Origin of the sequence: Chryseobacterium ginsenosidimutans, assembly GCF_039536845.1 — a bacterium.
Lineage (GTDB): Bacteria > Bacteroidota > Bacteroidia > Flavobacteriales > Weeksellaceae > Chryseobacterium > Chryseobacterium ginsenosidimutans_B.
Genome location: NZ_BAAAZJ010000011.1, coordinates 391,788 through 413,119 on the forward strand (window position 1 = coordinate 391,788; position 21,332 = coordinate 413,119).

A 21,332-nucleotide genomic window follows, 5' to 3' on the forward strand; every position below is an offset into this window, starting at 1 on the left:
TTTTATTTACCTTCAAAAAAATCCATCACCAAAGAATTGAAAAGCTCCGGCTTTTCTTCAGGAACATAATGACTGGAATTCGGAATGATTGCCAACTGACCTTTTGGAATAAATTCAGCAATTTTTACAGTATGTTCTGTTTTTATTTCGTCTTTATCACCAGCAATAATTAATGACGGACATTGGATGGCTTTCAAGTTTTCATATTTAAGGTTAGGATATTTTAAATCCAGATTATACAGATCGATATAAACATCATTTTTGCCATTTTTATTTTCTCTGATAAGTTTTGCTAAGGTTTCTTTCATGTCTTCAAGGTCTTTATCAGTAATTCCTTCAGGAAATATATTGGCTCCGGAGCAGGCAATTTTATCAACCAGATCAGGATGTTTTAAAGCCATTAAAATCGCAAGAATTCCACCATCGCTCCAACCAAGAATCTTTACTTTTTTGATATTTTGCTGCTCCAGAAATTGTTTAAGATCTTCAACCTGAATATCAAAAGTAAGCTCTTTTGTTTTATCATAAGTCGATTTTCCTCTTTCTCTGCAATCAACAATAATCACTTTATATTTTTTAGAAAAATCCTCAACCTGATTCATAAATGCGCTGATTGATTGTCCGTTTCCGTGAAGCATCAAAAGAGGCTCGCCTTCACCGTATGTTTCATAATACATTTTGATGCCATTTACCTCTGCAAACTTTCCGTGAGGCATATTTCCAATAATGTTTTCACCTTTTATTAATAAGGATTTCTTTCCGCTAAAGGGTTTATTTTCTGACGTTTGAACAGTGAAATTTTTGATGTGTTTTTTATCTTTACTTATACCTTCACGCCAATCATTCGACATTAAATCTTCCTCAAAATCATTATTTTTTAGTGCAATTTTCGTCCATTTTTTTGATTTTCCATTGGTAACTTCTAATTTAAAATCGTCAAAATAAAAATCACCGTTATCTCGAGCAAAAGCACCAATATTTAACGTTTTTGCACTAGAGTCAATAGTTCCTTCTATAGTAAAAGTTTTCCATTCTGATGTTACTGTTATATCTGAATAGGCTTGGTTTTCAAAAAAACCGATCGTGTTATCTAATTTATCAATTCTGACCCAAATAGCGCATTTGGCATTATTGTCGTTTTCCTTTCTGATTTTTGCGGATACTCGAAATTTCCAATTTTGTTTATCTTGTACATTTACAGACTGTGCAACTGCAGTCCAGTCTGAAACTACAGCTTTGTCTTGCGCTACACACCAAAAAGAGAATGATAAAATAAGAAAGCTAATAAATTTTTTCATTTTGTATGTTTTTATGTTAGTCAATACGATTCAAATCCTGTGCAATCAGCCAAGCCTCACTCCAGCAAGCCTGAAAATTGAAACCACCCGTCACTGCGTCAATATTTAAAACTTCACCTGCAACGTAAAAGTTAGGCAAAATTTTCGAAGTCATATTTTTAAAGTTAATTTCCTTTAAATCAACACCTCCTGCGGTTACAAACTCATCTTTAAAAGTTGATTTTCCTGTAACATGAAATTTCTTTTTGCACAAATTTTCAAGAATTGTCTGCATTTCTTTTCCCGAAATTTGAGCAACCTGCTTATTCAGATCAACTTTTGAAACTTCCAGAATTCTCTGCCAAAAACGATTCGTAATATCAAAGATTTTCGATTGTCCGATGGTCTTTTTGGGGTTTGATTGTTTAAAGTTTTGGAATAATTCTTCCGCGTCGTCAATATCTTTAGAAATAAAATTAACCTCAATTTCAAAATTGTATTTCACTTTGGCTAAATTAATTGCTTCCCAAGCAGAGATTTTCAAAATTGCAGGTCCTGAAAGACCCCAATGCGTAATTAATAACGGTCCGCTCTCTTCTGTTTTCAACTTTGGAATTGATGTTTCAGCCATTTCAAAACTGGTTCCGGCTAAATCTTTCAGTAAATTATCTTTAATATTGAATGTAAAAAGCGACGGAACCAAATCAATGATTTTATGACCTAAATTCTCAATCATTTTTAAAGATTTCGGAGAACTTCCGGTTGTGTAAATCACAAAATCTGCTTCGAAATCTCCCAAACTTGTTTTAACAACATATTTTTCGTCATGTTTTTCGATTTCCTTGACAGAACATTTTGTCTTTACTTCAACATTTTTCTGCTGAATTTCATTTAAAAAAGTATTGATAATCGTCTGTGAAGAATTGCTTTCAGGAAAGATTCTGTTATCATTTTCTATTTTTAATGAGACTTTTCGCTGATCAAACCAGTCCATTGTATCTCCCGGCTGAAATTTGGTGAAAACACTCAACAGTTCCTTATTTCCACGAGGGTAAAACTGAACCAGCTCTCTCGGATCAAAGCACGCATGAGTTACATTACAGCGTCCACCTCCGGAAACTTTAACTTTCTGTAGAACATCTGAATTTTGCTCGAGAATTGTAATTTTATATTTCTTTTCGTCAAGATTTGATGCCGCGAAAAAGCCTGCTGCACCGCCTCCGATAATGATAATTTGCTTCATAATTATTTTAATCTTATGCTCAAGATTATTTTTCCAAAAGTACAATTTTTATAAACCATCTTATTTGAGTAATTTTGAAGAATATAATTTAATTATACTAAAACTGATTTTCAAATGATTTTTTACCATAAATTCGAAGTTCGTTGGAGTGATCTTGATGCCAACAAACATTTAGCAAACTCCTCTTACGTTCAATACTGTGCACAAACCAGAATGGCTTTTATGAAGCAGGAAAAAATGGGTGTTACCCAAATGAGCCGATGGGGAATTGGTCCTGTAATCATGCATGAAAGATTTTCTTTTTTTAAAGAAATATTTGCAGATCAGACCGTTATCGTAAGTCTGGAAATTGACGGATGTGCAGAAGACTGTTCCATTTATCGTTTTGTACACAAATTTTATACTCCTGAAGGTGAGCACTGTGCAACCTCGGAAGCAACAGGTGTCTGGATTGATACGATGTTGAGAAAGATGACAACACCGCCGGATGATGTAGTAGAAGCAATGAATAAATACAAATCACCCGAAACAGTGATCTTAACAAGAGAAGATTTTAAAAAGCTTCCTTTCCGTCCGGAAAATATTGATCCGGAAAAATTTGTTTAATTTAATTTAGATTTCAAAGTTTAATGTTTAGCGTTCAAACATTGCTTATTACCAATTACACATTACTTATAATTTAAAATTTATGTTTGAAGATAAAGAACCGGAATTGACGCCGATCTCGAAATTAGGAGAATTTGGTTTAATAAAACATCTTACACAATATTTCCCGTTATCCAATGAGTCTTCGGAGCTTGGAGTGGGAGATGATGCGGCAGTTATCAATCCGGGAAATAAAAAAGTTGTATTGACGACGGATGTTTTGGCAGAAGGTGTTCATTTCAATTTGGGATATGTTCCGTTGAAGCATTTGGGATATAAGGCTGTTGTTGTGAATCTTAGTGATATTGCAGCAATGAATGCGACTCCGACGCAGATTTTGGTTTCTCTGGCGGTTTCCAACCGTTTTCCGGTGGAAGCTTTGGAAGAAATTTATTCAGGAATTCAGGCAGCTTGCGGTCGTTATAAAGTTGATTTGATAGGCGGAGATACAACAAGCTCAAATGCAGGACTTGTAATGAGCATCACGGCAATTGGAATCGAAAATGATGAGAATATAGTAAAAAGGAGTACTGCAAAACCAAACGATCTTCTTGTGGTAACAGGAGATTTGGGTGGAGCTTACATGGGACTTCAGATTTTGGAAAGAGAACATGCTGTTTTCTTGGCAGATCCGAATATGCAGCCTGAAATGGAAGGCTACGACTATATTCTAGAAAGACAGTTAAAACCAGAAGCAAGAACTGATGTGAAAGCTATTTTAGAACAATTGGATATCAAACCAACATCTATGATTGATATTTCTGACGGTCTGGCTTCAGAAATTTTACATCTTTCTGACCAATCGAAAGTTGGTTTCAGATTGTATGAAGAGAAAGTTCCGATGGATAATCTGACGATTACAACGGCGGATGAATTTAATTTAAATCCTGTCATGACGGCTTTAAGTGGGGGTGAAGATTATGAATTATTGTTCACCATTTCTCCAAATGATTTTGATAAAATTAAAAACCATCCTGACTTCACGATTATCGGACATGCGGTTGAAAAAGAAGAGGGAAATTTTATGATTGCAAGAGGTTCTAATCAGTTGGTTGCTTTAACGGCGCAGGGTTGGGATGCTTTTTTGGGAAATCAAGGTTCTTAAAATGAAACTTTTCATATTTTTTATTTTTATTAGCCAATTTTTCCTCTCTCAATATTCAGAAAAGAAAATTAAGACAGACTCTTCTGAAATTGTAATTATCAAAAATTCCAAGTACAAAGTTCGAGAAGAAATATTTGATAATAAAGATTATATCATTCATAAATCGTGGCTTATTCAAGACACTGCAATGGTTAGCTCTGAAGGAGTCATGGACAAACAGCATCGGACAATTTCTTGGAAAGAATATACTGAAAATGGAGAATGGTTATATTCTCGAAATTATAAAACCGGTGAGTGCTCAATTAATAAATTTCTTTTTCCGAAGTATTTATTATTTGAAAAAATGAAGAAGAAGGCTGATGAATTAATTATAAAAGAATATGGGATTGAGTTTTTTTCTAATTATGTGAGATTTGAATGTGATGGTTTAGCATATAAAAAGCAAAGTATTAAAGATAGTAAAAATGATTTCTATTCAAAATATTTAGGATCTTGGACAGAACCATTTAAAGAAAATCCTGATGAATTAATATTTAAATATGCTGTTAAAATATCCGATTCTGAATGGAAAAGTGATATAATTGGAATTAAATTGGATAAAGTTGGAAACTATGTTATTAATGAAGATGTTGTAAATAATTATGGGTTTGAAAAGGTTGAAGAGAAATATAAAAAATTTTTTATCGATTATTCTAATTCAATTCAAATTGCAATTCAAAATGGTCTTAACAATAATAATGTATTGGGTCATTTTTTAGATTGGGAAAAAATAAATCCGAAACAATTTTACAGTGGGAGATTTATTTATTGTATTTCTGAACTTATAAGTGAAGAGAATTATAAGCATAATAATAGAAAAGGAAGACTTTCGCGATACAATGTCTACGTCTTCAATCCATGGACAGGAAAATTTATAGAAAAAAGAAAAATGAAATCCATTATTGAGTATGAAAATAATAGTGGAATGTCTACAGGATTAATTCCAGATAAAAATTAAAAAATCCAGCTCAATTGAGCTGGATTTTTATTTTATAAAGTCTTACGCTTTCACAATATTAATAATCACCTCAGTTGCCTTCTCCATGCTCTCCAAAGCCACATATTCATAAGGTCCGTGGAAATTCATTCCGCCTGCAAAAATATTTGGACAAGGTAATCCCATGTAAGATAATTGCGCTCCGTCTGTTCCTCCTCTGATAGCCTTGATTTTGGGCTCAATTCCGGCTTCTTTCATAGCTTCTGCTGCAATATCAATGATGTGCATTTTGCCTTCAAATTGCTGCTTCATATTACGGTATTGTTCTTTGATCTCAATTTCAGCTGTTCCTGCGCCGTGTTTTTGATTAAATTCAGCCACTTTTTCTTCCATGAATTTCTTTCTGGCTTCAAATTTATCAGCATCATGATCACGAATGATGTATTGAAGTTTAGCCTCAGAAATATCTGCATTAAGATCCATTAAATGATAAAATCCGTCAAAACCTTTCGTTGTTGCCGGAGTTTCATTTGCTGGAAGAGATTGAGCAAATTCGGAAGCCAATAAAACAGCGTTTATCATTTTTCCATAAGCATAACCGGGATGAACACTCAATCCGTGGATTTTCACAACGGCTCCTGCTGCGTTGAAGTTTTCATATTCCAATTCTCCAACTTCACTTCCATCCATAGTATAAGCAAATTCTGCCCCGAATTTAGCCACATCAAATTTATGTGCTCCTCTTCCGATTTCTTCATCGGGGGTAAATCCTACAGCAATTCTTCCATGCTTGATTTCAGGATGAGCGATCAAATATTCTGCAGCCGTTACGATTTCCGCACAACCTGCTTTGTCATCTGCTCCAAGAAGTGTATTCCCGTCGGTTGTAATTAATGTCTGACCGATATATTGTTTTAAACTTTCAAATTTTGAAGGAGATAAAGTAAATCCTGTTGTCTGGTTTAAAACCAAATCACCGCCGTCATAATTTTCCCAAACCTGAGGTTTTACATTTTCCCCGCTGAAATCCGGTGAAGTATCATAATGCGAAATAAATCCAATAGTAGGTTTGTCATCATTTTCAAGATTTGAAGGCACGTAACCCATGATATAACCGTTGTCATCAATCGAAACATTTTCTAAACCAATGGTTTTTAATTCCTCTGCGATGTATTTTGCAATGTCCCACTGTCTTTCTGTAGACGGTGTTGTCTCGCTTTCTGCATCACTGGTTGAATATATTTTTACATAATTAAGAAAACGGTTCAGTAACTTTTCTTTCCACAATTGGTTGAATTCTATTGCACTCATTATTAGTATAAATTTCCGGCAAAGTTAATAATTTTGATCTTCAGAATAATTTATTTGTAATCCAATATCAGTTATTGAAATTTTAAATGCATTATAAATATTTGATAATCAAAATAGTGGTAGATTTGTACGTTAGGTGACTAAACTTGTTTAGTTTTATTATATTTGAGAAAATCTAAAAGTAAAAATGTTTCTTACTGAATGTCCACGTGATGCAATGCAGGGTTGGGGAGAATTTATCCCGACAGATAAAAAAATAGATTATATCAACTCTCTAATGGATGTTGGTTTTGATGTATTGGATTGTCTGAGTTTTGTATCTCCAAAAGCGATTCCGCAAATGGCTGACTCTGATGAGGTTGCCGAAAATATTGATAAATCGCGTTCCAATACAAAAGTTTCTGCAATTATTGCAAATTATAAAGGAGCTGAAAAGGCTCTCAAACATCAGTCGGTAGATATTATTGGCTTTCCGTTTTCTATTTCTGAAACTTTTCAGCATAGAAATACCAATAAAAATCAGGAAGAGGCTTTTAATGAAATTGTAAGAATGCTTGAGCTGGTAAAAAGTGAAAACAGACAATTAAACATCTATTTTTCAATGGCTTTCGGAAACCCGTATGGCGAAATGTGGAAATGGGAAGATGTAGATTTTTGGGCTCAAAGGTTTTCTGAAATTGGAGTTAAGGATATCTTACTTTCTGATACAACGGGAGTTGCAACACCGGAAACGATCTCTCTTTTATTTGAAAAAATACCTTCAAAATATCCTGAAATCAATTTCGGAGGACATTTTCATAACCGTTATGAAGACTCTTATTCAAAATTAAAAGCAGCTTATGACCAAGGTTGCAGAAGATTTGACAGCGCCATAAAAGGAATCGGTGGTTGCCCGATGGCAAAAGATGATTTGGTGGGAAATATGCCGACCGAACAGGTAATCAACTTCATGAGCGTAGAAAAAGCAGATCATAAACTGAATTTGCTAAACTTCGAAAGTTCTTATAACAAAGCGAAAGATATTTTTCATTTTTAATAGTACAAATATCCGGATAATATCAGCGATGTCATCCTGAGCCTGTCGAAGGATCTTAAATAAAAACATCAATAGGAGCGGGCTAAAGCCCGCTTTAATATTCAAAAGCCAATTATAGGCTTTAGCCAAAATAGATTTAAATCAACCAAAAAATCAACAAAATGCTTCCAATAATCTCACCTTCCCAATTAAAAAATCTCCCAACCGAAAACCTTATCATCCTTGATGCAAGAGTGGGAAAAGATATTCATCAAATTTATTTGAATAAGCACATTAAAAACGCAAGATTCATTGATCTGGATAAAGATTTGGCGGAAATTGGAGAAGATGCAGCTTTTGGAGGGAGACATCCGCTTCCTGATGTTGAGAAATTCGCAAGAACGCTTTCAAATCTTGGAATTTCGGAAGGTTCTCATGTCATTATTTATGATGATAAAAATGGGGCAAATGCTGCGGCGAGAGCTTGGTGGATGCTGAAATCTTTCGGATTTGAAAAGGTTCAGGTTTTGGATGGAGGATTTCAGGCTGCGGAAGCAGAAGGATTGGAATTTTCATCGGGAGAAGAAATTTTTGAAAAAGCTGAATTAATTAAAAAAGATGATTGGTTTCTTCCAATTTCAAGCCTGGAAACTGTTGAAAATGAATTAACAAACAATTCTTCCACTGTAATTGATGTAAGGGATGCTTATCGTTATAAAGGTGAATCTGAACCCATTGATTTGGTTGCAGGTCATATTCCCGGAGCCATCAATATTCCTTTTTCTGAAAATCTTGATGAAAACGGGAATTTCCTTAAACCGGAAATTTTAAAAGAAAAATATTCTAAATTGTTACTGGGTAAACCACAGAACTTAATCATTCACTGCGGTTCGGGAGTGACGGCTTGTCATACGATTTTAGCGCTGGATTATGCAGGGTTAAAAATCCCGAATTTATATGTAGGTTCTTGGGGCGAATGGAGCAGAAGAGAAGGAAAAGAAATTGCAAAAGAGATATAAAAAAACTTCCACAGATCATGAAGACCTGTGAAAGCAAAAAATATAAAGTGGTTATAATGTTATCGTTAGGTTATTTTGCAACACCCATGCCTTCAAAATAATTTTTAAAAGCATTGATTTCCAGTGCAAAAACGCCATCATTTCCGATCATGTTAATTGGTCTCCAAAAACTTCCGTCAAAGAAGCTGATTAATCCCTGATAAGAATTCAGTCCATTCGGTTCGGTTACTCCCCACGGATTTCTCAGAATGATGTAATTTTTATTGTTAAAAGTTGACCATCCTAAAACTGTATAAGCATGATTTCCAACAATATTTGATCCTGTATAATCTTTTCCTGATCCGTAAGTCCACGCAACCATAGGATTGATTGTTTTAAAACTCATAGAATTTTCTCTTACAATTCCGAAAAGATCAAGAGCCGTTCTTGGGGAAGTATAATAATAAAGCGGAGTTTTATTGATAAGCTGTGCAACGGCTTTTACGGGGTCTCCATAAGCTGTTTTGGAAATATCAGGTTTGTCATCATTTGTGTTGTTGATCCATTTTGCGAAGGCTTTTTCATAAACTGCAGGCCAGATTTCTCCTGCGTCATTACTTCTGCAATACACAGGATTACTGGAAGAATTGATGATTGTGTTGTCGGTAACTTCTACCAATTTGCTTGCTGCGTCTTTTCCGCCACCTTTTGTGTAAAACTGAATGGCATTGGTGCGATCTGTTTCTCCTGTGCCTGTTGCTCTCACTTTATGTTCGATAGAAAATGGTGATGCCCATGCAATTGCTGCAATAGCAGAGATGAAATAACAATTAGCCACAGATCCCTGAATTGGATCGTTGTATTCTGTAACGTCATTGAAAAAGTTTCCTCTGTCGCTCCACGAAGTGTTTGCCGGTGTCCATCCTGTTGCGGTTGCAACTCCGAAAAGAATATTTTTAATAGAAGGAGAAATCAGTTTATTATTAATTGTATTGTTCAGTTTTGGAATGTTTAATACAACTTTTACTTCACCTTTGTCTAATCTTGCATTTCTTACAGGTATGCTATTGAGGTCTTTTATGCCTGTATTTGAAAGGTCATTAAGGCTTCTGATGTTTGAAAGATCCACAGATTGTAGCTTATCTGTCGCTCTCAGTTTAATATCTTCTACTTTTACTGCTTTTACCGTATTGTCTCGGTTGAGTTCCAAACCAGCATATAGCGGGGAATTGTATTTAATATCAAAAAGTTCTGAATAGTTTGTTTCCAGGGCTTCTTCAAGAATTTGGGAAGATTTTGGGTCTTTCCAGTCAAATCTTCTTCCTGTAATAGCTTCGGTTAATGCATAAGGATTGATTACTCCTATGAACATTTCTTTAGGTGCTTGATCCATGATAATTGGTTTTTTAAGGGTTAATGTTTTGATTAATAAGATTTAAAAAATCGGGATTATATAGGTACAGAAAGCGGTTGAACAGGGAAATTCCTGCTTCATCATCGGCGGCGATTATGATTTTTTTAGCATTAATATCGATACTTCTCTGGCTTCCTCCTGTCATATTTGACGGTTTTTCAGAATTCTCTTTTTTTTCTAATAAAGAAAGAAGCTGTTGAAGGATTTCAATATTGAATTTCTTTGATTCAGATAAAATCGTTTCTTCATTTATATCATATCCCTTAAAAAGTTTCAGTTCGGCATTTCCTGTTTCTTCAGAAAAGACAATCTCATACCTGTAAGCATATGTTGGAGGAACGCTTCCGTTGTTAAATGAAACAATGACTTTATTTGCTTTCATACTATTTTTTCTTACACCAAAAGTATATGAAGCTGATTGTCTATGTATTAGGGATTACACTAATTCGTAATGGGGAAACAACGGAGAAAGAAAAAGGCTGTCTCATTTTGAAACAGCCAACTATTTAATAGGGTGATATTAAATTTTATTGTAGCACTATATTTGAAAATAACAGAATACAGTGTCTTTAAGCTTTTGTTAAAATATTAAAGCATTCCTAGCTCAAACTTCGCTTCTTCGCTCATCATATCTTTATTCCAGCTAGGTTCAAAAGTAAGTTCCAGGTCTACGCTTTTCACATTTTCTACTTCTGCAACCTTGTCTTTTACCTCTTGTGGAAGGGTTTCAGCAACGGGACAGTTCGGAGTCGTAAGTGTCATTATGATTTTAACATCCGCATCATCGGAAATTTGTACGTCATAAACCAAACCCAATTCGTAGATATCTACCGGAATTTCAGGGTCATATACGCTTTTTAAAACTGTGATGATTTCTTCACCGATGTCGGCAATCTGATCGTCTGTAAATTTCATTTTTTAATCTAAATTGATGTACCTTTTCAACAAATCTTCCTGACGCATCCGTCGGAAAATGTTTGCCAAAGTTAAGACATCTTTTTCACAATAGTCAACTATTCTTTGCAAGTCTTTTTCTATGTAGTAGATTGATGAAACCATTGAACCGTCAATGTCGTCTTTCGGAGTGGGAATTCCGAAAAGATGAGCCAATAATTCCAATGAAACAAAACTTTTGTAGTCTCCGAATTTCCAAAGTTCCATCGTATCGATATGCGGAATTTCCCAAGGCTTTTTTCCAAACATCTGAAATGGAGTAGGAGGCATGATTCCGTTGATTAAAAAACGTCTTGCAATCCACGGGAAGTCAAATTCTTTTCCGTTGTGGGCACAAAGGATTACATCACGAAGTCTCGGACTGTTAAAAATCTCGCCAAATTCGAGCAACAGTTTCTTTTCATCATCACCCGCGAAGCTTTTGATTTTTAAAGTGTCGTTTTTTTCGACCATTCCGATGGTAATGCAGATGATTTTTCCAAATTCTGCCATAATTCCGGCTCTTTCGGGATAAAATTCTTCAGCAGAAAATTCATCCTTTCTCTGGAATCTCGTTTTTTTATCCCAAAGCATTTGTTCGGTTTCAGATAAATCCTCCCACATTCCAAAGCCCGGAACAGTTTCAATATCAATAAATAAGATTTTTTCTAAAGGAATTTTTTGTATCATTTGCTTTGATGAATTTAATTTGTAGCGTGCTCAAACCTAACAGGTTTCAAAAACCTGTTAGGTTTTATTAGTGAATAAATATTTAGCCAACCTGCCCTCCATTTTTTACGGGCAATGAAGGCGATAAAAGCGTAACATCTTTTTTATCTTCACCATAAACTCCCAACACAAGACATTCGCTGAAAAAATTAGCAATTTGTTTCTTTGGAAAATTAACGACAGCCAAAATTTGTTGACCGATTAATTCTTCTTTCTTATATAATGAAGTAATTTGTGCTGAGGATTTTTTTATGCCTAAGTCTCCAAAATCTATTTCTAATTGATAAGAAGGATTTCTGGCTTTGTCAAAATCGCTTACTGAGATGATGGTTCCACATCGAATGTCTATTTTTTCAAAATCTGTCCATGAGATTTCAGGTTTTATGATCATGATAATGAATTGATTAATTGTTCTACTTCTGTTTTCTGTACTGCATATTTTTGTTGCAGATCAGAACCTTCGCCCATTCTTTTGTAATATTCCAGTGCTTTATTTCCAAACGCTTTTTTATGAAAATTGGAAACTTCGGGAATTTGAGGAAAAACAGTATGGAAAAGCATCTCGTAATATGCCTGGAACTCTCTTTCATTCTTGTCTTCAATCACCTGTCCCGGAGCCTTTTGTCTTACATGGAGCATTTCATGAGCTACCATATTTAAGACTAAATTCAGATCAAAATCAAATAAATTTTTGGGAATCATTACTTTTTGTAAGCCTCCCAATTCTCCTTCTGCCGTTAAAAGTAACGAGTTGGGAGAAAGTTCTTCCCGGAAACCAAATCCGCCGAAGTTTTCGTGTTCCAGATCAAAAGAACGGATTAAGTATTCTGCCGCATCAATGATTTGGTCGTGTTCTTTGTAAGCTTCAAGGTGTAGATTGACTTGTTCGAAATTCATCTTAAAATATGTTTTAACAAATGTATTAAAATAATGAAAATTAAAAATCATTTTAAAATATAAAAATTTTACTATTGAAAATCAATTGGTTATTAATTTTTTGAAACATTTTTGTTAATTCTCATGCAAGATTTGCAAAAAAACGGATTTATATAAGTGAGTACTCAAAGGAATAATGTTTAATGCTAAAAATTTAAGAAGAATGAAGAAATTAACAGTACTTAAATCTTTTATGATTGCAATGGTTGCAGTTTTAGGATTTTCTCTAATGTCTTGTAACGATGAAAGATATGAGCCGGTTGCCGTGACACTGAATGATGTAAATGGAAATTACAAAGCAAGATTGATCACTTCACAAGGAGGAAAATTTAATGAAAAGATCATTGATTTTGTGGCCAAGGATACAATCATCACTTTCAAGGATTTTCCTGTGAGAGAAATTGTAAAAACAATCGTGACTGATCCTGTAAAAGCAGATAGCGCTTTGGCACACATCGGAAAAATTGAATATAAATTAGATTATAAATCAAAATTAAATACGGATCAGAATGTAGTAGAGCTGACTTTTGAACCAAAAATGCTGGCTTTCCAAATTCCGGTAAACGGAACAACAAAAAATGCAGTAGTGAAATTCGCAGCTAAGCAAAAAGGGTTCTTTGTAGGATACGACTGGTCTATAAGATTTGGGTTGGAAGCAGAAAAAATAACTGTTGACGGAGTGGATTTGACTCCTTATCAGATCATAAAATATGAAATCCCGATCAGTGTTAAGAATTAAATAATGGTTATTGTCAAGTAGGTTAAGCCTCAACTTGAGGCTGCCTATCTTTGCATTATGTTAAATTGATAGTTAGTTGGGATGATGACATCATTAGTTAATGAAAGATAATAAGGAGCAGATTTTGGTAAACCGCCTTTTGCAAAAGGAAGAAGCGGCTTGGAAGGAGCTTTTCGGAGCTTATTCAGGCAGTCTTACCTATGTCTGTTCGAGATATGTCATTGACAGAGAAGATGTTCACGATGTCTTGCAGAATAGTTTTATACAGATGTTCCGTTCGATCGGTTCTTTTGAATATAGAGGAAGTGGTTCTTTGAAAGCCTGGATTACAAGGATTGTGGTAAATGAATCTTTAAAACACATCAGGCAAAGTGTTGATTTTAAGGTAGCTTCTGAGGATTTTGAAATTCCTGATGAGCTGAATGATGAAGATCCTGATTTTGAAGAAATCTCACAAGATGCCATCATGATGATGATTCGCTCTCTTCCGGAAGGTTACAGAACGGTTTTTAATTTATATGTTTTTGAGAAAAAGAGCCATAAAGAGATTGCAGAAACACTGGGAATTGCAGAAAATTCTTCGGCTTCGCAGTTTCACAGAGCAAAATCAATGCTTGCCCAGAAAATAAAAGAATATAAAATGTCTAAAGCAGCGCAATATGAATAATGAATGGTTGAATGATCTGCGCAGAAAAATGGAAGGTCACTCGGAAGATGTTCCTGATGGATTGTGGGAAGATATTAGGGACGAATTATTTGAAGAAGGTGAAGTGAAGAACGCTGTTCTTGGCTTAATGAACGATGATCTGAAAGCGCAGGGAAAAACTGTGAAAGAAAGTAATCGGAAATCTCTATTTTATCGTATTGGTGGTGTTGCGGCGGCGATTGCAATGTTCTTTATTTTGGGCAGGTTAATTGATTTTAATGGCAAAAAAGAACCTTTACAACAACCAAAATATGTCGGTAAAACCAAAGAAGAATCCCAAGAAGCAATTTCTTATCATCAGAAACTACCAATCGAAAAAGAGAATACGGCTGTTGAAAATTCTTTTAAAGAAAGAAATCATGTAAACGTAATTAATACGGATAAAGAAAAACAAGAAAATCAGGTTTTCAAGAAAAATATTTTTGAAAATCTTTTTAATAAAACAAAAAATCCTGAGACGGATCTTTGGGCCAACAAAATTCCTGAAAGCAAAAAACAAAATCAGGCTGAGAAATTATTTAACCAAAATAATCAAAACCTGGCTCAGGAACAAAACAGTACTGCTGTTGAAAAACAAAAAAATAATGAAGAAGTAGAAACTCACGAGCTCCTTACAAAACAGGAAAGAGAATGGAAGGAAAAATTTGAGGAAGCGAAAAAAACGAAGTTAGCTGGATATAAATCTAAAAAAACCTGGATGTTAGGAGTACTCACAGGAAATGCTTCTTCGAATTCGACCGACCAGTTCCCCGGATATGCTACTTTAAATGGGACTACACTAAGTCTTCCTGAAGTTTGGAGCGTGGGTTATGAGGAAAATCCTTTGATGGCAATACTTATAGCCAATCAGGATAAAAAAGTGGATGCGACAATTAAGCATAAAACACCGATCACTTTCGGGGCTTCTGTTTACTATAATGTTGGAAAAAGATGGGGAATAGGAACAGGAATTAACTACACAAAACTTTCGGCGGGACTTACTTCCGGAAGCAATGATTATTTTATCAGCAGTGAGCAGAATATTCATTATGTGGGAATTCCGGTGCAGGTTAATTATAATGTCATTCAGAAAGGAGCTTTTATGGGTTATGTGACGGGAGGAGGAGTTGTTGAAAAAGCCATTTCGGGAGATATTAAAACAAAATATATCGTGGATGGAGTAGTAAAGGAGGAAACCACGGAAGATATCCGTGAAAAACCTGTTCAGGTTTCGGTAAATACCGCAGTCGGATTGCAGCTTAAAGTAATTAAAAACATTGGGATTTACGCCGAGCCGGGAATTGGGTATCATTTTAATGACAACAGCTCATTAAATACCATTTATAAAGAAAAACCTTTGAATTTCAACCTGAAATTCGGGATCAGAGTATTGCTTGATTAATTAAGCTTTAAACACCAAATCAAATAAATTCTTTATATGAAAGCAAGACTAATTTTTTTAAGTCTTTTATTTTTAAGTGTCTTAAATCTAAAAGCACAGCAATGTACTCCTACAATCACAAGTCCAAGATTGGGAACAATGTTTCAGGACAAAGTAATTTTCTGTAACTCGGAAAGTGAAACGCTTTCCACAACGCAGACTTATGCTACTTATCAATGGTACAAGCAGGAATGGGATTGGCAAACACCGAATACAAATCCTTGGGTTGCAATTCCGGGAGCAACTTCACAGACTTTGACGATTAACGGATCAAGCGACATGCTGTATTATTTCAAAGTTGTGGTTAACGAAAATGATTGCGCTGGTGAAAGTGAACCGATTATGGCAGATGGATATGTTTACGGACTTCCATTTATGATGGCAGATTTCCAGCCGGGAACTTACGAAGAAGTGAATGGAGAATATAATGTTTGTAATGGAGCTTCTGTACAGCTTAATGATGGGTTTCCATTAGTTTACGGAGTTCATACTTGGTTTAAATGTGTTCCAGGCACAATTCCGGCTTCACCAGCAGATCCTTGTATTATTCCGGGTGAAACGGGAGATTCTTACACGGCAACAACCTCCGGAAATTACGGATTTTATGCCTGCACGCAATATTGCCCTGATCAATGTGAATTTTTAGGTGATTTTGCATTTATCAAATTAAATTTCGGAAACTGGAATTTCTGTGAAACTCTTTCTACAGGAGAAACCAAGCCGAAAGAAAATAGCTTAAGCATTTATCCGAATCCTGCAACACAGGTTTTATACATCGGAAGAGAATCTGACAAAAAATATCCTGAAGTTTCTATCATCGATATGTCAGGAAAACTGATACAGCAAAAAAGAGATCATCAATATAATGAAGCAATCAACGTGAGCAGCCTTGTTCCGGGAACATACATGATTGTTTCTAAAAGTGCAGACGGCAAGCTGTACAGAAATAAGTTCATCAAAAAATAGAGCATAGAAAAATCCAATACAGTGGATTTAGTTTTTTCAATAATTCTCTCAAGAGACTGTTTTTTAAGCAGTCTCTTTTTATGTAATAAACCAAAAAAAACTGCCTCATTCTTGAAGCAGTTTATTAAACTAAAATTTATTTTTTAATCCACCATTGGCTGTCTTTTCTGTCAGAACGCTTCACTCCATTATTCAAAGTATAAGCAAAGCCAACCCCTAAAGTTTGCTTAAGCTGCGTTTTTTGGATTTGATTGTGGTCATACAAGACATCAACCGTTATGTTCGAAGAAATGAATTTGTTAACCTTTAAATTCAAAATCATTCCATAAGCCAAAACCAATCTTTCAGGATGTTCCAGATAATTAGAGAAAACAGAAGCCGTATTTGTTATATTGACATTTTCCATTAGTTTAACTTTATATAAAGCCGTGCCCAGAAAACCGAATTGCAGTAAGGAAGAATCGCCGTCGGCTTTTAAACCATAATTTCCCGCCAATTGCAAATCTTTATCTAAAACAAAAACCCATCTCGCATTGGTAGGACGAAGGGTTACATTAATATTATCATTTGGTCTATAGGTAATCCCCATACCGACATTCAGATACCCGGGAGCCATAAAATTGGATATTTTTTTCGCTTCAGGATTATTTCCGTCTTCATATCCCGTAGAAAACTGAGACTGAAAACCTGCTCCTGCCGAAAGATACCAGCTTTTTGAAACTTTTCTTCCGTAATTCGTAGAAACATTAATTACGTCTTGGGTTTTTCTTACGCCAATTCCCTGTGTATCATTTTGTCCATAATTTAAAAGGATGAGGTTTTCCCACAGATCTTTGTCTTTTTCATAGGTAATATTATAATCGATTCCGGCAAGCCAACCCACGTTGTTTGCGCCACCGCCGACCCAATTCGAAAAGGCTGCCTGATTAATCATTAAAGATTGTTTTCCCAGTACCGACCAGTGTTTTACTGTATCTACAACTACAGAATCTTTTTTTACTTTTTCCTGTGCATGAGCAAAGATTCCTAAAGAAATGGATAGAACCATTAGAAACTTCTTCATTATTCAAAAATTTTCATTTACAAAAGTATTAATTATAATTTTTCAGGTTAAACAAGGCTTAAACTTGCTATAAATACCTGCAAATGCGGTTTTTCCTCTTTTGCATACTAAAACCAAGCCACTTTAATTATTTAAATGACAAAATATTATGTTAAAAATTTAAAACTGATCAAAATCATAACTTTTTGTCTGAAATAAAAATCAAAGTCAACAATTCATCGACATTTTTTCCGAAATTTATCATTGGCTTTCCATTTGACGTTGAAAGGTTATGTTTAAAAATAATGTAATTTCCAAAAAGGCTGTTATTTATCCTTTGCTGATGCTTGCAGCAATGTGGTTGGGCTATTTCTTACAGCAGCTGGGCTTTTTCCAAAGTTGCTTCGGGGCGATTATCCCATTGTTGCCGGAAGGTTTATTGGGAATTATCACTTCTCCTCTTTTACATGGAAATATGGAGCATATTGTAGGGAATTCGATACCGATTGCGGTGCTGATGTTTTTGCTCTATCAATTTTATCCTTTAGTTGCCAATAAAGTTTTTATTATAGGCTGGCTGGCAACCGGTTTTTTGGTTTGGCTCCTTCCGCCGATTGATATTATGACAGGAGATTATCTTTATACCTGTACCATCGGAGCAAGTGGTGTAGTATATGTTCTTGCCTTTTTCCTGTTTTTTAGTGGAGTTTTTAAATGGAATACAACACTTCTCACCATTTCTTTATTGGTCGTTCTATATTATGGAAGTTTGGTTTGGGGGATGTTGCCGGAAGAATTATTTTCCAATCTTCAGGAACCGAGCAAAATTTCGTGGCAGGCTCACCTTGCAGGAGGTTTTGTAGGGATTATTCTTGCTTTTATGTTTAAGAAAGTAGGAGATAAAAAGAAAAAATACATTTGGGAATTTCCCAACTATTATAGCGAGAAAGACGACAAACTTTGGCAGGAATACAAAGAAAATCATCCTGAAGATTTTATGGAACTGCCTTATAAAAAGAAAGATGACATCTGGGATCGTCTGGATGAATTAAGAGGAAAGTAAAATAAATTTTTTACATTTGTCAAAACAACACAAATGTATTCTGAAGAGCATCTTTATGCGATCGCTTTACGCGAATGTAACCTAATTGGTGATATCAATTTCTATAAACTTGTCAGGATTTTCGGAAGCGCTAAAAATGCTTGGGAAAACACGAAAAATGAGTATAAAAAACTTGGAGGATTCGGGCATAAAATGGTTTCTGATATCGGAAATTCCCAACATTTGAAATTTGCAGAAAAAGAATTAGAATTTTGCGAAAAAAATAATATCAAAATTAATCTCAGACATCTTCACGATCTTCCACAATTATTAAACGAATGCGACGACGCTCCTGCAATTTTATATCAAAAAGGGAATTTTGATGATTCTAAACAAAAAATAAGCATCGTTGGAACGAGAAATATGACTTCTTACGGAAAACAGTTTATTCAGGATTTTTTTGAAGAAACAAAATCCTGTGGATATATTTCGGTGAGTGGTTTGGCTTTAGGAGTTGATAAGGAAGTTCATGAACAATCAATTCATAATCAAATACCTACAATTGCTGTTTTAGCACACGGATTTCATCTTTTATATCCTGCGAAAAACAGAAAATTATCAGAAAAAATTATTGAAGAAGGCGGGACTTTATTCACGGAATTTAATTCGTCCAGAAAACCCGATCGTGAAAATTTTATTCAGCGAAACAGAATTGTTGCGGGAATTTCTCCTTCAACAATTGTTGTGGAAACGGCTTTTGGTGGTGGCTCAATAAGTACGGCAACATTTGCAAATAATTACAACAGGGAAGTGTTTGCCCTTCCGGGGAAAATTACAGATAAACAAAGCCAAGGCTGCAATCATTTGATTTTTCAGAACAAAGCAACGACAATTTCAACAATAAAAGATTTGATTGATAATTTAGGATTTAATAATGCAAAATCGAAAACAGAGGAATTATTTCCTCGTAATGAAATAAGTATTCAATTAACTGAAAATCAAGAATTAATATTTAATGTGATTGTAAATCATCCACAGATTTCGCTGGATGATATTGTTGCAAAAATTAATCTCTCATCACATAAAATTTTACCCATAATTTTAGAATTGGAACTTTTAGGGAAACTAAAATCATTTTCGGGGAGACAATTTGTGGTGATATGACAATTAACGATTTCTTAATATTACATTGTTTTTGAGATAATATTTAATTTTTAACAAAATTAAAGCTCAAATTATCAGTTTAATAATATTAAGACATTATATTATTAAATTTTCAACAATCATTCTTTAAGGTGTTGTGAATCTTGAAAAAAAAATTAAATTTGTTGGCAATAATATTCAACCCTAATATATGGAACAATATAATATTGACCAGAAAATCCAGGAGTTTATTGCAAAAATTGAGGCAAAAAACCCTAATGAGCCAGAATTTTTACAAGCCGTAAAAGAAGTTGCTGTTACTGTAATTCCGTTTATTATGACCAAAAAGGAATACACAGGAATGAAACTTCTTGAAAGAATGGCGGAACCTGAAAGAGTAATCATTTTCAGAGTTCCATGGGTTGACGATAAAGGAGAAATCCAGGTAAACAGAGGTTTCAGAATACAAATGAACTCTGCAATCGGACCATACAAAGGAGGAATCCGTTTCCATCCTACGGTAAATCTTTCGGTGCTTAAATTCTTAGCTTTCGAGCAAGTTTTCAAAAACTCTTTAACTACGCTTCCGATGGGAGGGGGTAAAGGAGGTTCAGACTTCGATCCACAAGGTAAATCTGATATGGAAGTAATGCGTTTTTGCCAGGCTTTCATGACAGAATTATGTAAACATATCGGTCCTGAAACTGACGTTCCTGCGGGAGACATCGGTGTAGGAGCAAGAGAAATCGGATATTTATTCGGGCAATACAAGAAAATCAGAAATGAATTTACAGGTGTATTGACTGGTAAAGGTCTTGCTTACGGTGGATCATTAATTCGTCCTGAAGCTACAGGATACGGAGTTGTTTATTTTGCTGAGCAAATGCTTAAGACAATCGGACAAACTTTCAAGGATAAAATAGTAACTGTTTCAGGTTTCGGAAACGTAGCTTGGGGAGTTATCAAAAAAATATCTGAACTGGGAGGAAAAGTAGTAACTATTTCAGGTCCGGACGGATATATTTATGATAAAGACGGTATCGACGGAGAAAAGATTGATTATCTGCTAGAGCTTAGAAATTCAGGAAATAACAGAGCGGAAGATTACGCTAAAAAATATCCGTCTGCACAATTCTTCGCTGGAAAACGTCCTTGGGAAGTGAAGTGTGATGTTGCTATGCCTTCTGCAACTCAAAACGAACTGGATCTGGAAGATGCTAAATTATTGGTTGAAAATGGATGTGTTTGTGTAACTGAAGCAGCAAATATGCCTTCAACTTTAGATGCAATCAATTATTTCCTAGACAATAAAGTATTGTTCTCTCCAGGTAAAGCGTCTAACGCGGGTGGAGTTGCAACTTCAGGATTGGAAATGACTCAAAACTCAATTCGTCTGAACTGGACTTCTGAAGAAGTAGACGCAAGATTGAAAGAGATCATGATCGGAATCCACAAAGCTTGTAGAGACTACGGAAAAGAAGAAGATGGCTATGTAAACTACGTAAAAGGCGCAAATATTGCCGGATTCGTGAAAGTTGCAGAAGCAATGTTAGCTCAGGGAGTAGTATAAAATATAAAGGTTGGGAAATTTTCCCGACCTTTTTTGATACAGCCTGTTCCCGGGATTTATAAATGGGAAAAAAGTAAAAAGTGAAAGGAGAAAGCGTTGAATATATCAACGCTTTTTTTATT

At 34.9% G+C, this 21,332-nt stretch carries 22 protein-coding genes; 12 read left to right on the plus strand and 10 right to left on the minus strand.

Features of this window, described 5'->3' with window-relative positions; all coding sequences use genetic code 11:
* Nucleotides 1-2 precede the first annotated feature (2 nt).
* Complete coding sequence (locus ABD745_RS18195; RefSeq protein WP_344833448.1) at nt 3-1,298, minus strand: alpha/beta fold hydrolase; 1,296 nt, start codon at nt 1,296-1,298, stop codon at nt 3-5.
* Between the two features lie 16 nt (nt 1,299-1,314).
* Entirely contained in the window at nt 1,315-2,520 is a 1,206-nt protein-coding gene (locus tag ABD745_RS18200; RefSeq protein ID WP_344833451.1) for a BaiN/RdsA family NAD(P)/FAD-dependent oxidoreductase, read from the minus strand.
* A gap of 114 nt (nt 2,521-2,634) precedes the next feature.
* Between ABD745_RS18200 and ABD745_RS18205 the strand changes: the two genes are divergently transcribed.
* The 3 genes from ABD745_RS18205 (at nt 2,635) to ABD745_RS18215 (ending at nt 5,267) form a co-directional block, all read left to right on the plus strand.
* Nucleotides 2,635-3,126 carry an acyl-CoA thioesterase gene (locus ABD745_RS18205; RefSeq protein ID WP_344833454.1) on the plus strand — a complete coding sequence of 164 codons (492 nt, stop codon included), beginning with the start codon at nt 2,635-2,637 and terminating at the stop codon, nt 3,124-3,126.
* An 82-nt stretch (nt 3,127-3,208) separates the two neighbouring features.
* On the plus strand, nt 3,209-4,270 hold the full coding sequence (gene thiL, locus ABD745_RS18210) for a thiamine-phosphate kinase (RefSeq protein ID WP_344833457.1): 1,062 nt from the start codon (nt 3,209-3,211) through the stop codon (nt 4,268-4,270).
* A gap of 1 nt (nt 4,271) precedes the next feature.
* Entirely contained in the window at nt 4,272-5,267 is a 996-nt protein-coding gene (locus tag ABD745_RS18215; RefSeq protein WP_344833460.1) for a hypothetical protein, read from the plus strand.
* Nucleotides 5,268-5,309: 42 nt separating this feature from the next.
* Here ABD745_RS18215 and pepT read toward each other — a convergent pair whose 3' ends face one another.
* Nucleotides 5,310-6,557: a peptidase T gene (gene pepT / locus ABD745_RS18220; RefSeq protein ID WP_344833463.1), complete on the minus strand. Its 1,248-nt coding sequence runs from the start codon at nt 6,555-6,557 to the stop codon at nt 5,310-5,312.
* 187 nt (nt 6,558-6,744) lie between these two features.
* Here pepT and ABD745_RS18225 point away from each other — a divergent pair, with 187 nt between their 5' ends.
* Nucleotides 6,745-7,593 (plus strand): hydroxymethylglutaryl-CoA lyase, encoded by an 849-nt coding sequence (locus ABD745_RS18225; protein WP_344833466.1) that lies wholly within the window; start codon nt 6,745-6,747, stop codon nt 7,591-7,593.
* 161 nt (nt 7,594-7,754) lie between these two features.
* On the plus strand, nt 7,755-8,591 hold the full coding sequence (locus ABD745_RS18230; protein ID WP_344833469.1) for a sulfurtransferase: 837 nt from the start codon (nt 7,755-7,757) through the stop codon (nt 8,589-8,591).
* 70 nt (nt 8,592-8,661) lie between these two features.
* Here ABD745_RS18230 and ABD745_RS18235 read toward each other — a convergent pair whose 3' ends face one another.
* From ABD745_RS18235 to ABD745_RS18260, 6 genes are all read right to left on the minus strand, one after another.
* Nucleotides 8,662-9,963 carry a C2 family cysteine protease gene (locus ABD745_RS18235; RefSeq protein ID WP_344833472.1) on the minus strand — a complete coding sequence of 434 codons (1,302 nt, stop codon included), beginning with the start codon at nt 9,961-9,963 and terminating at the stop codon, nt 8,662-8,664.
* Nucleotides 9,964-9,976: 13 nt separating this feature from the next.
* A complete protein-coding gene (locus ABD745_RS18240) occupies nt 9,977-10,366 on the minus strand; it encodes a hypothetical protein (RefSeq protein ID WP_344833475.1) in 390 nt (129 codons plus the stop codon).
* Nucleotides 10,367-10,572: 206 nt separating this feature from the next.
* A complete protein-coding gene (locus ABD745_RS18245; protein WP_047398853.1) occupies nt 10,573-10,899 on the minus strand; it encodes an SUF system Fe-S cluster assembly protein in 327 nt (108 codons plus the stop codon).
* 3 nt (nt 10,900-10,902) lie between these two features.
* Complete coding sequence (locus ABD745_RS18250) at nt 10,903-11,607, minus strand: 3'-5' exonuclease (RefSeq protein ID WP_344833480.1); 705 nt, start codon at nt 11,605-11,607, stop codon at nt 10,903-10,905.
* An 82-nt stretch (nt 11,608-11,689) separates the two neighbouring features.
* Entirely contained in the window at nt 11,690-12,037 is a 348-nt protein-coding gene (locus ABD745_RS18255; RefSeq protein ID WP_344833483.1) for a tRNA-binding protein, read from the minus strand.
* The gene (locus ABD745_RS18260) at nt 12,034-12,543 is read right to left on the minus strand and encodes a hypothetical protein (protein WP_047399209.1); all 510 of its coding nucleotides are present in this window, start codon (nt 12,541-12,543) and stop codon (nt 12,034-12,036) included. The genes ABD745_RS18255 and ABD745_RS18260 overlap by 4 nt, the downstream gene beginning before the upstream one ends.
* A gap of 202 nt (nt 12,544-12,745) precedes the next feature.
* On the opposite strand from ABD745_RS18260, the gene ABD745_RS18265 reads away from it, so the two are divergent.
* From ABD745_RS18265 to ABD745_RS18280, 4 genes are all read left to right on the plus strand, one after another.
* Nucleotides 12,746-13,321, plus strand: coding sequence for a DUF4840 domain-containing protein (locus tag ABD745_RS18265; protein ID WP_344833487.1), 576 nt, complete (start codon nt 12,746-12,748; stop codon nt 13,319-13,321).
* Between the two features lie 100 nt (nt 13,322-13,421).
* Nucleotides 13,422-13,988 carry an RNA polymerase sigma factor gene (locus ABD745_RS18270; RefSeq protein ID WP_344833490.1) on the plus strand — a complete coding sequence of 189 codons (567 nt, stop codon included), beginning with the start codon at nt 13,422-13,424 and terminating at the stop codon, nt 13,986-13,988.
* Nucleotides 13,981-15,408 carry a porin family protein gene (locus tag ABD745_RS18275; RefSeq protein WP_344833493.1) on the plus strand — a complete coding sequence of 476 codons (1,428 nt, stop codon included), beginning with the start codon at nt 13,981-13,983 and terminating at the stop codon, nt 15,406-15,408. Before ABD745_RS18270 ends, ABD745_RS18275 begins: the two co-directional genes overlap by 8 nt.
* 36 nt (nt 15,409-15,444) lie before the next feature.
* Entirely contained in the window at nt 15,445-16,413 is a 969-nt protein-coding gene (locus ABD745_RS18280; protein ID WP_344833496.1) for a T9SS type A sorting domain-containing protein, read from the plus strand.
* A 136-nt stretch (nt 16,414-16,549) separates the two neighbouring features.
* Here ABD745_RS18280 and ABD745_RS18285 read toward each other — a convergent pair whose 3' ends face one another.
* Nucleotides 16,550-17,476: a DUF3078 domain-containing protein gene (locus ABD745_RS18285; protein ID WP_344833499.1), complete on the minus strand. Its 927-nt coding sequence runs from the start codon at nt 17,474-17,476 to the stop codon at nt 16,550-16,552.
* Nucleotides 17,477-17,747: 271 nt separating this feature from the next.
* On the opposite strand from ABD745_RS18285, the gene ABD745_RS18290 reads away from it, so the two are divergent.
* From ABD745_RS18290 to gdhA, 3 genes are all read left to right on the plus strand, one after another.
* Nucleotides 17,748-18,518, plus strand: coding sequence for a rhomboid family intramembrane serine protease (locus tag ABD745_RS18290; RefSeq protein WP_344833502.1), 771 nt, complete (start codon nt 17,748-17,750; stop codon nt 18,516-18,518).
* Between the two features lie 33 nt (nt 18,519-18,551).
* On the plus strand, nt 18,552-19,661 hold the full coding sequence (gene dprA / locus ABD745_RS18295) for a DNA-processing protein DprA (RefSeq protein ID WP_344833505.1): 1,110 nt from the start codon (nt 18,552-18,554) through the stop codon (nt 19,659-19,661).
* A gap of 190 nt (nt 19,662-19,851) precedes the next feature.
* Nucleotides 19,852-21,210 (plus strand): NADP-specific glutamate dehydrogenase, encoded by a 1,359-nt coding sequence (gene gdhA / locus ABD745_RS18300; protein ID WP_047398844.1) that lies wholly within the window; start codon nt 19,852-19,854, stop codon nt 21,208-21,210.
* Nucleotides 21,211-21,332: the final 122 nt, after the last annotated feature.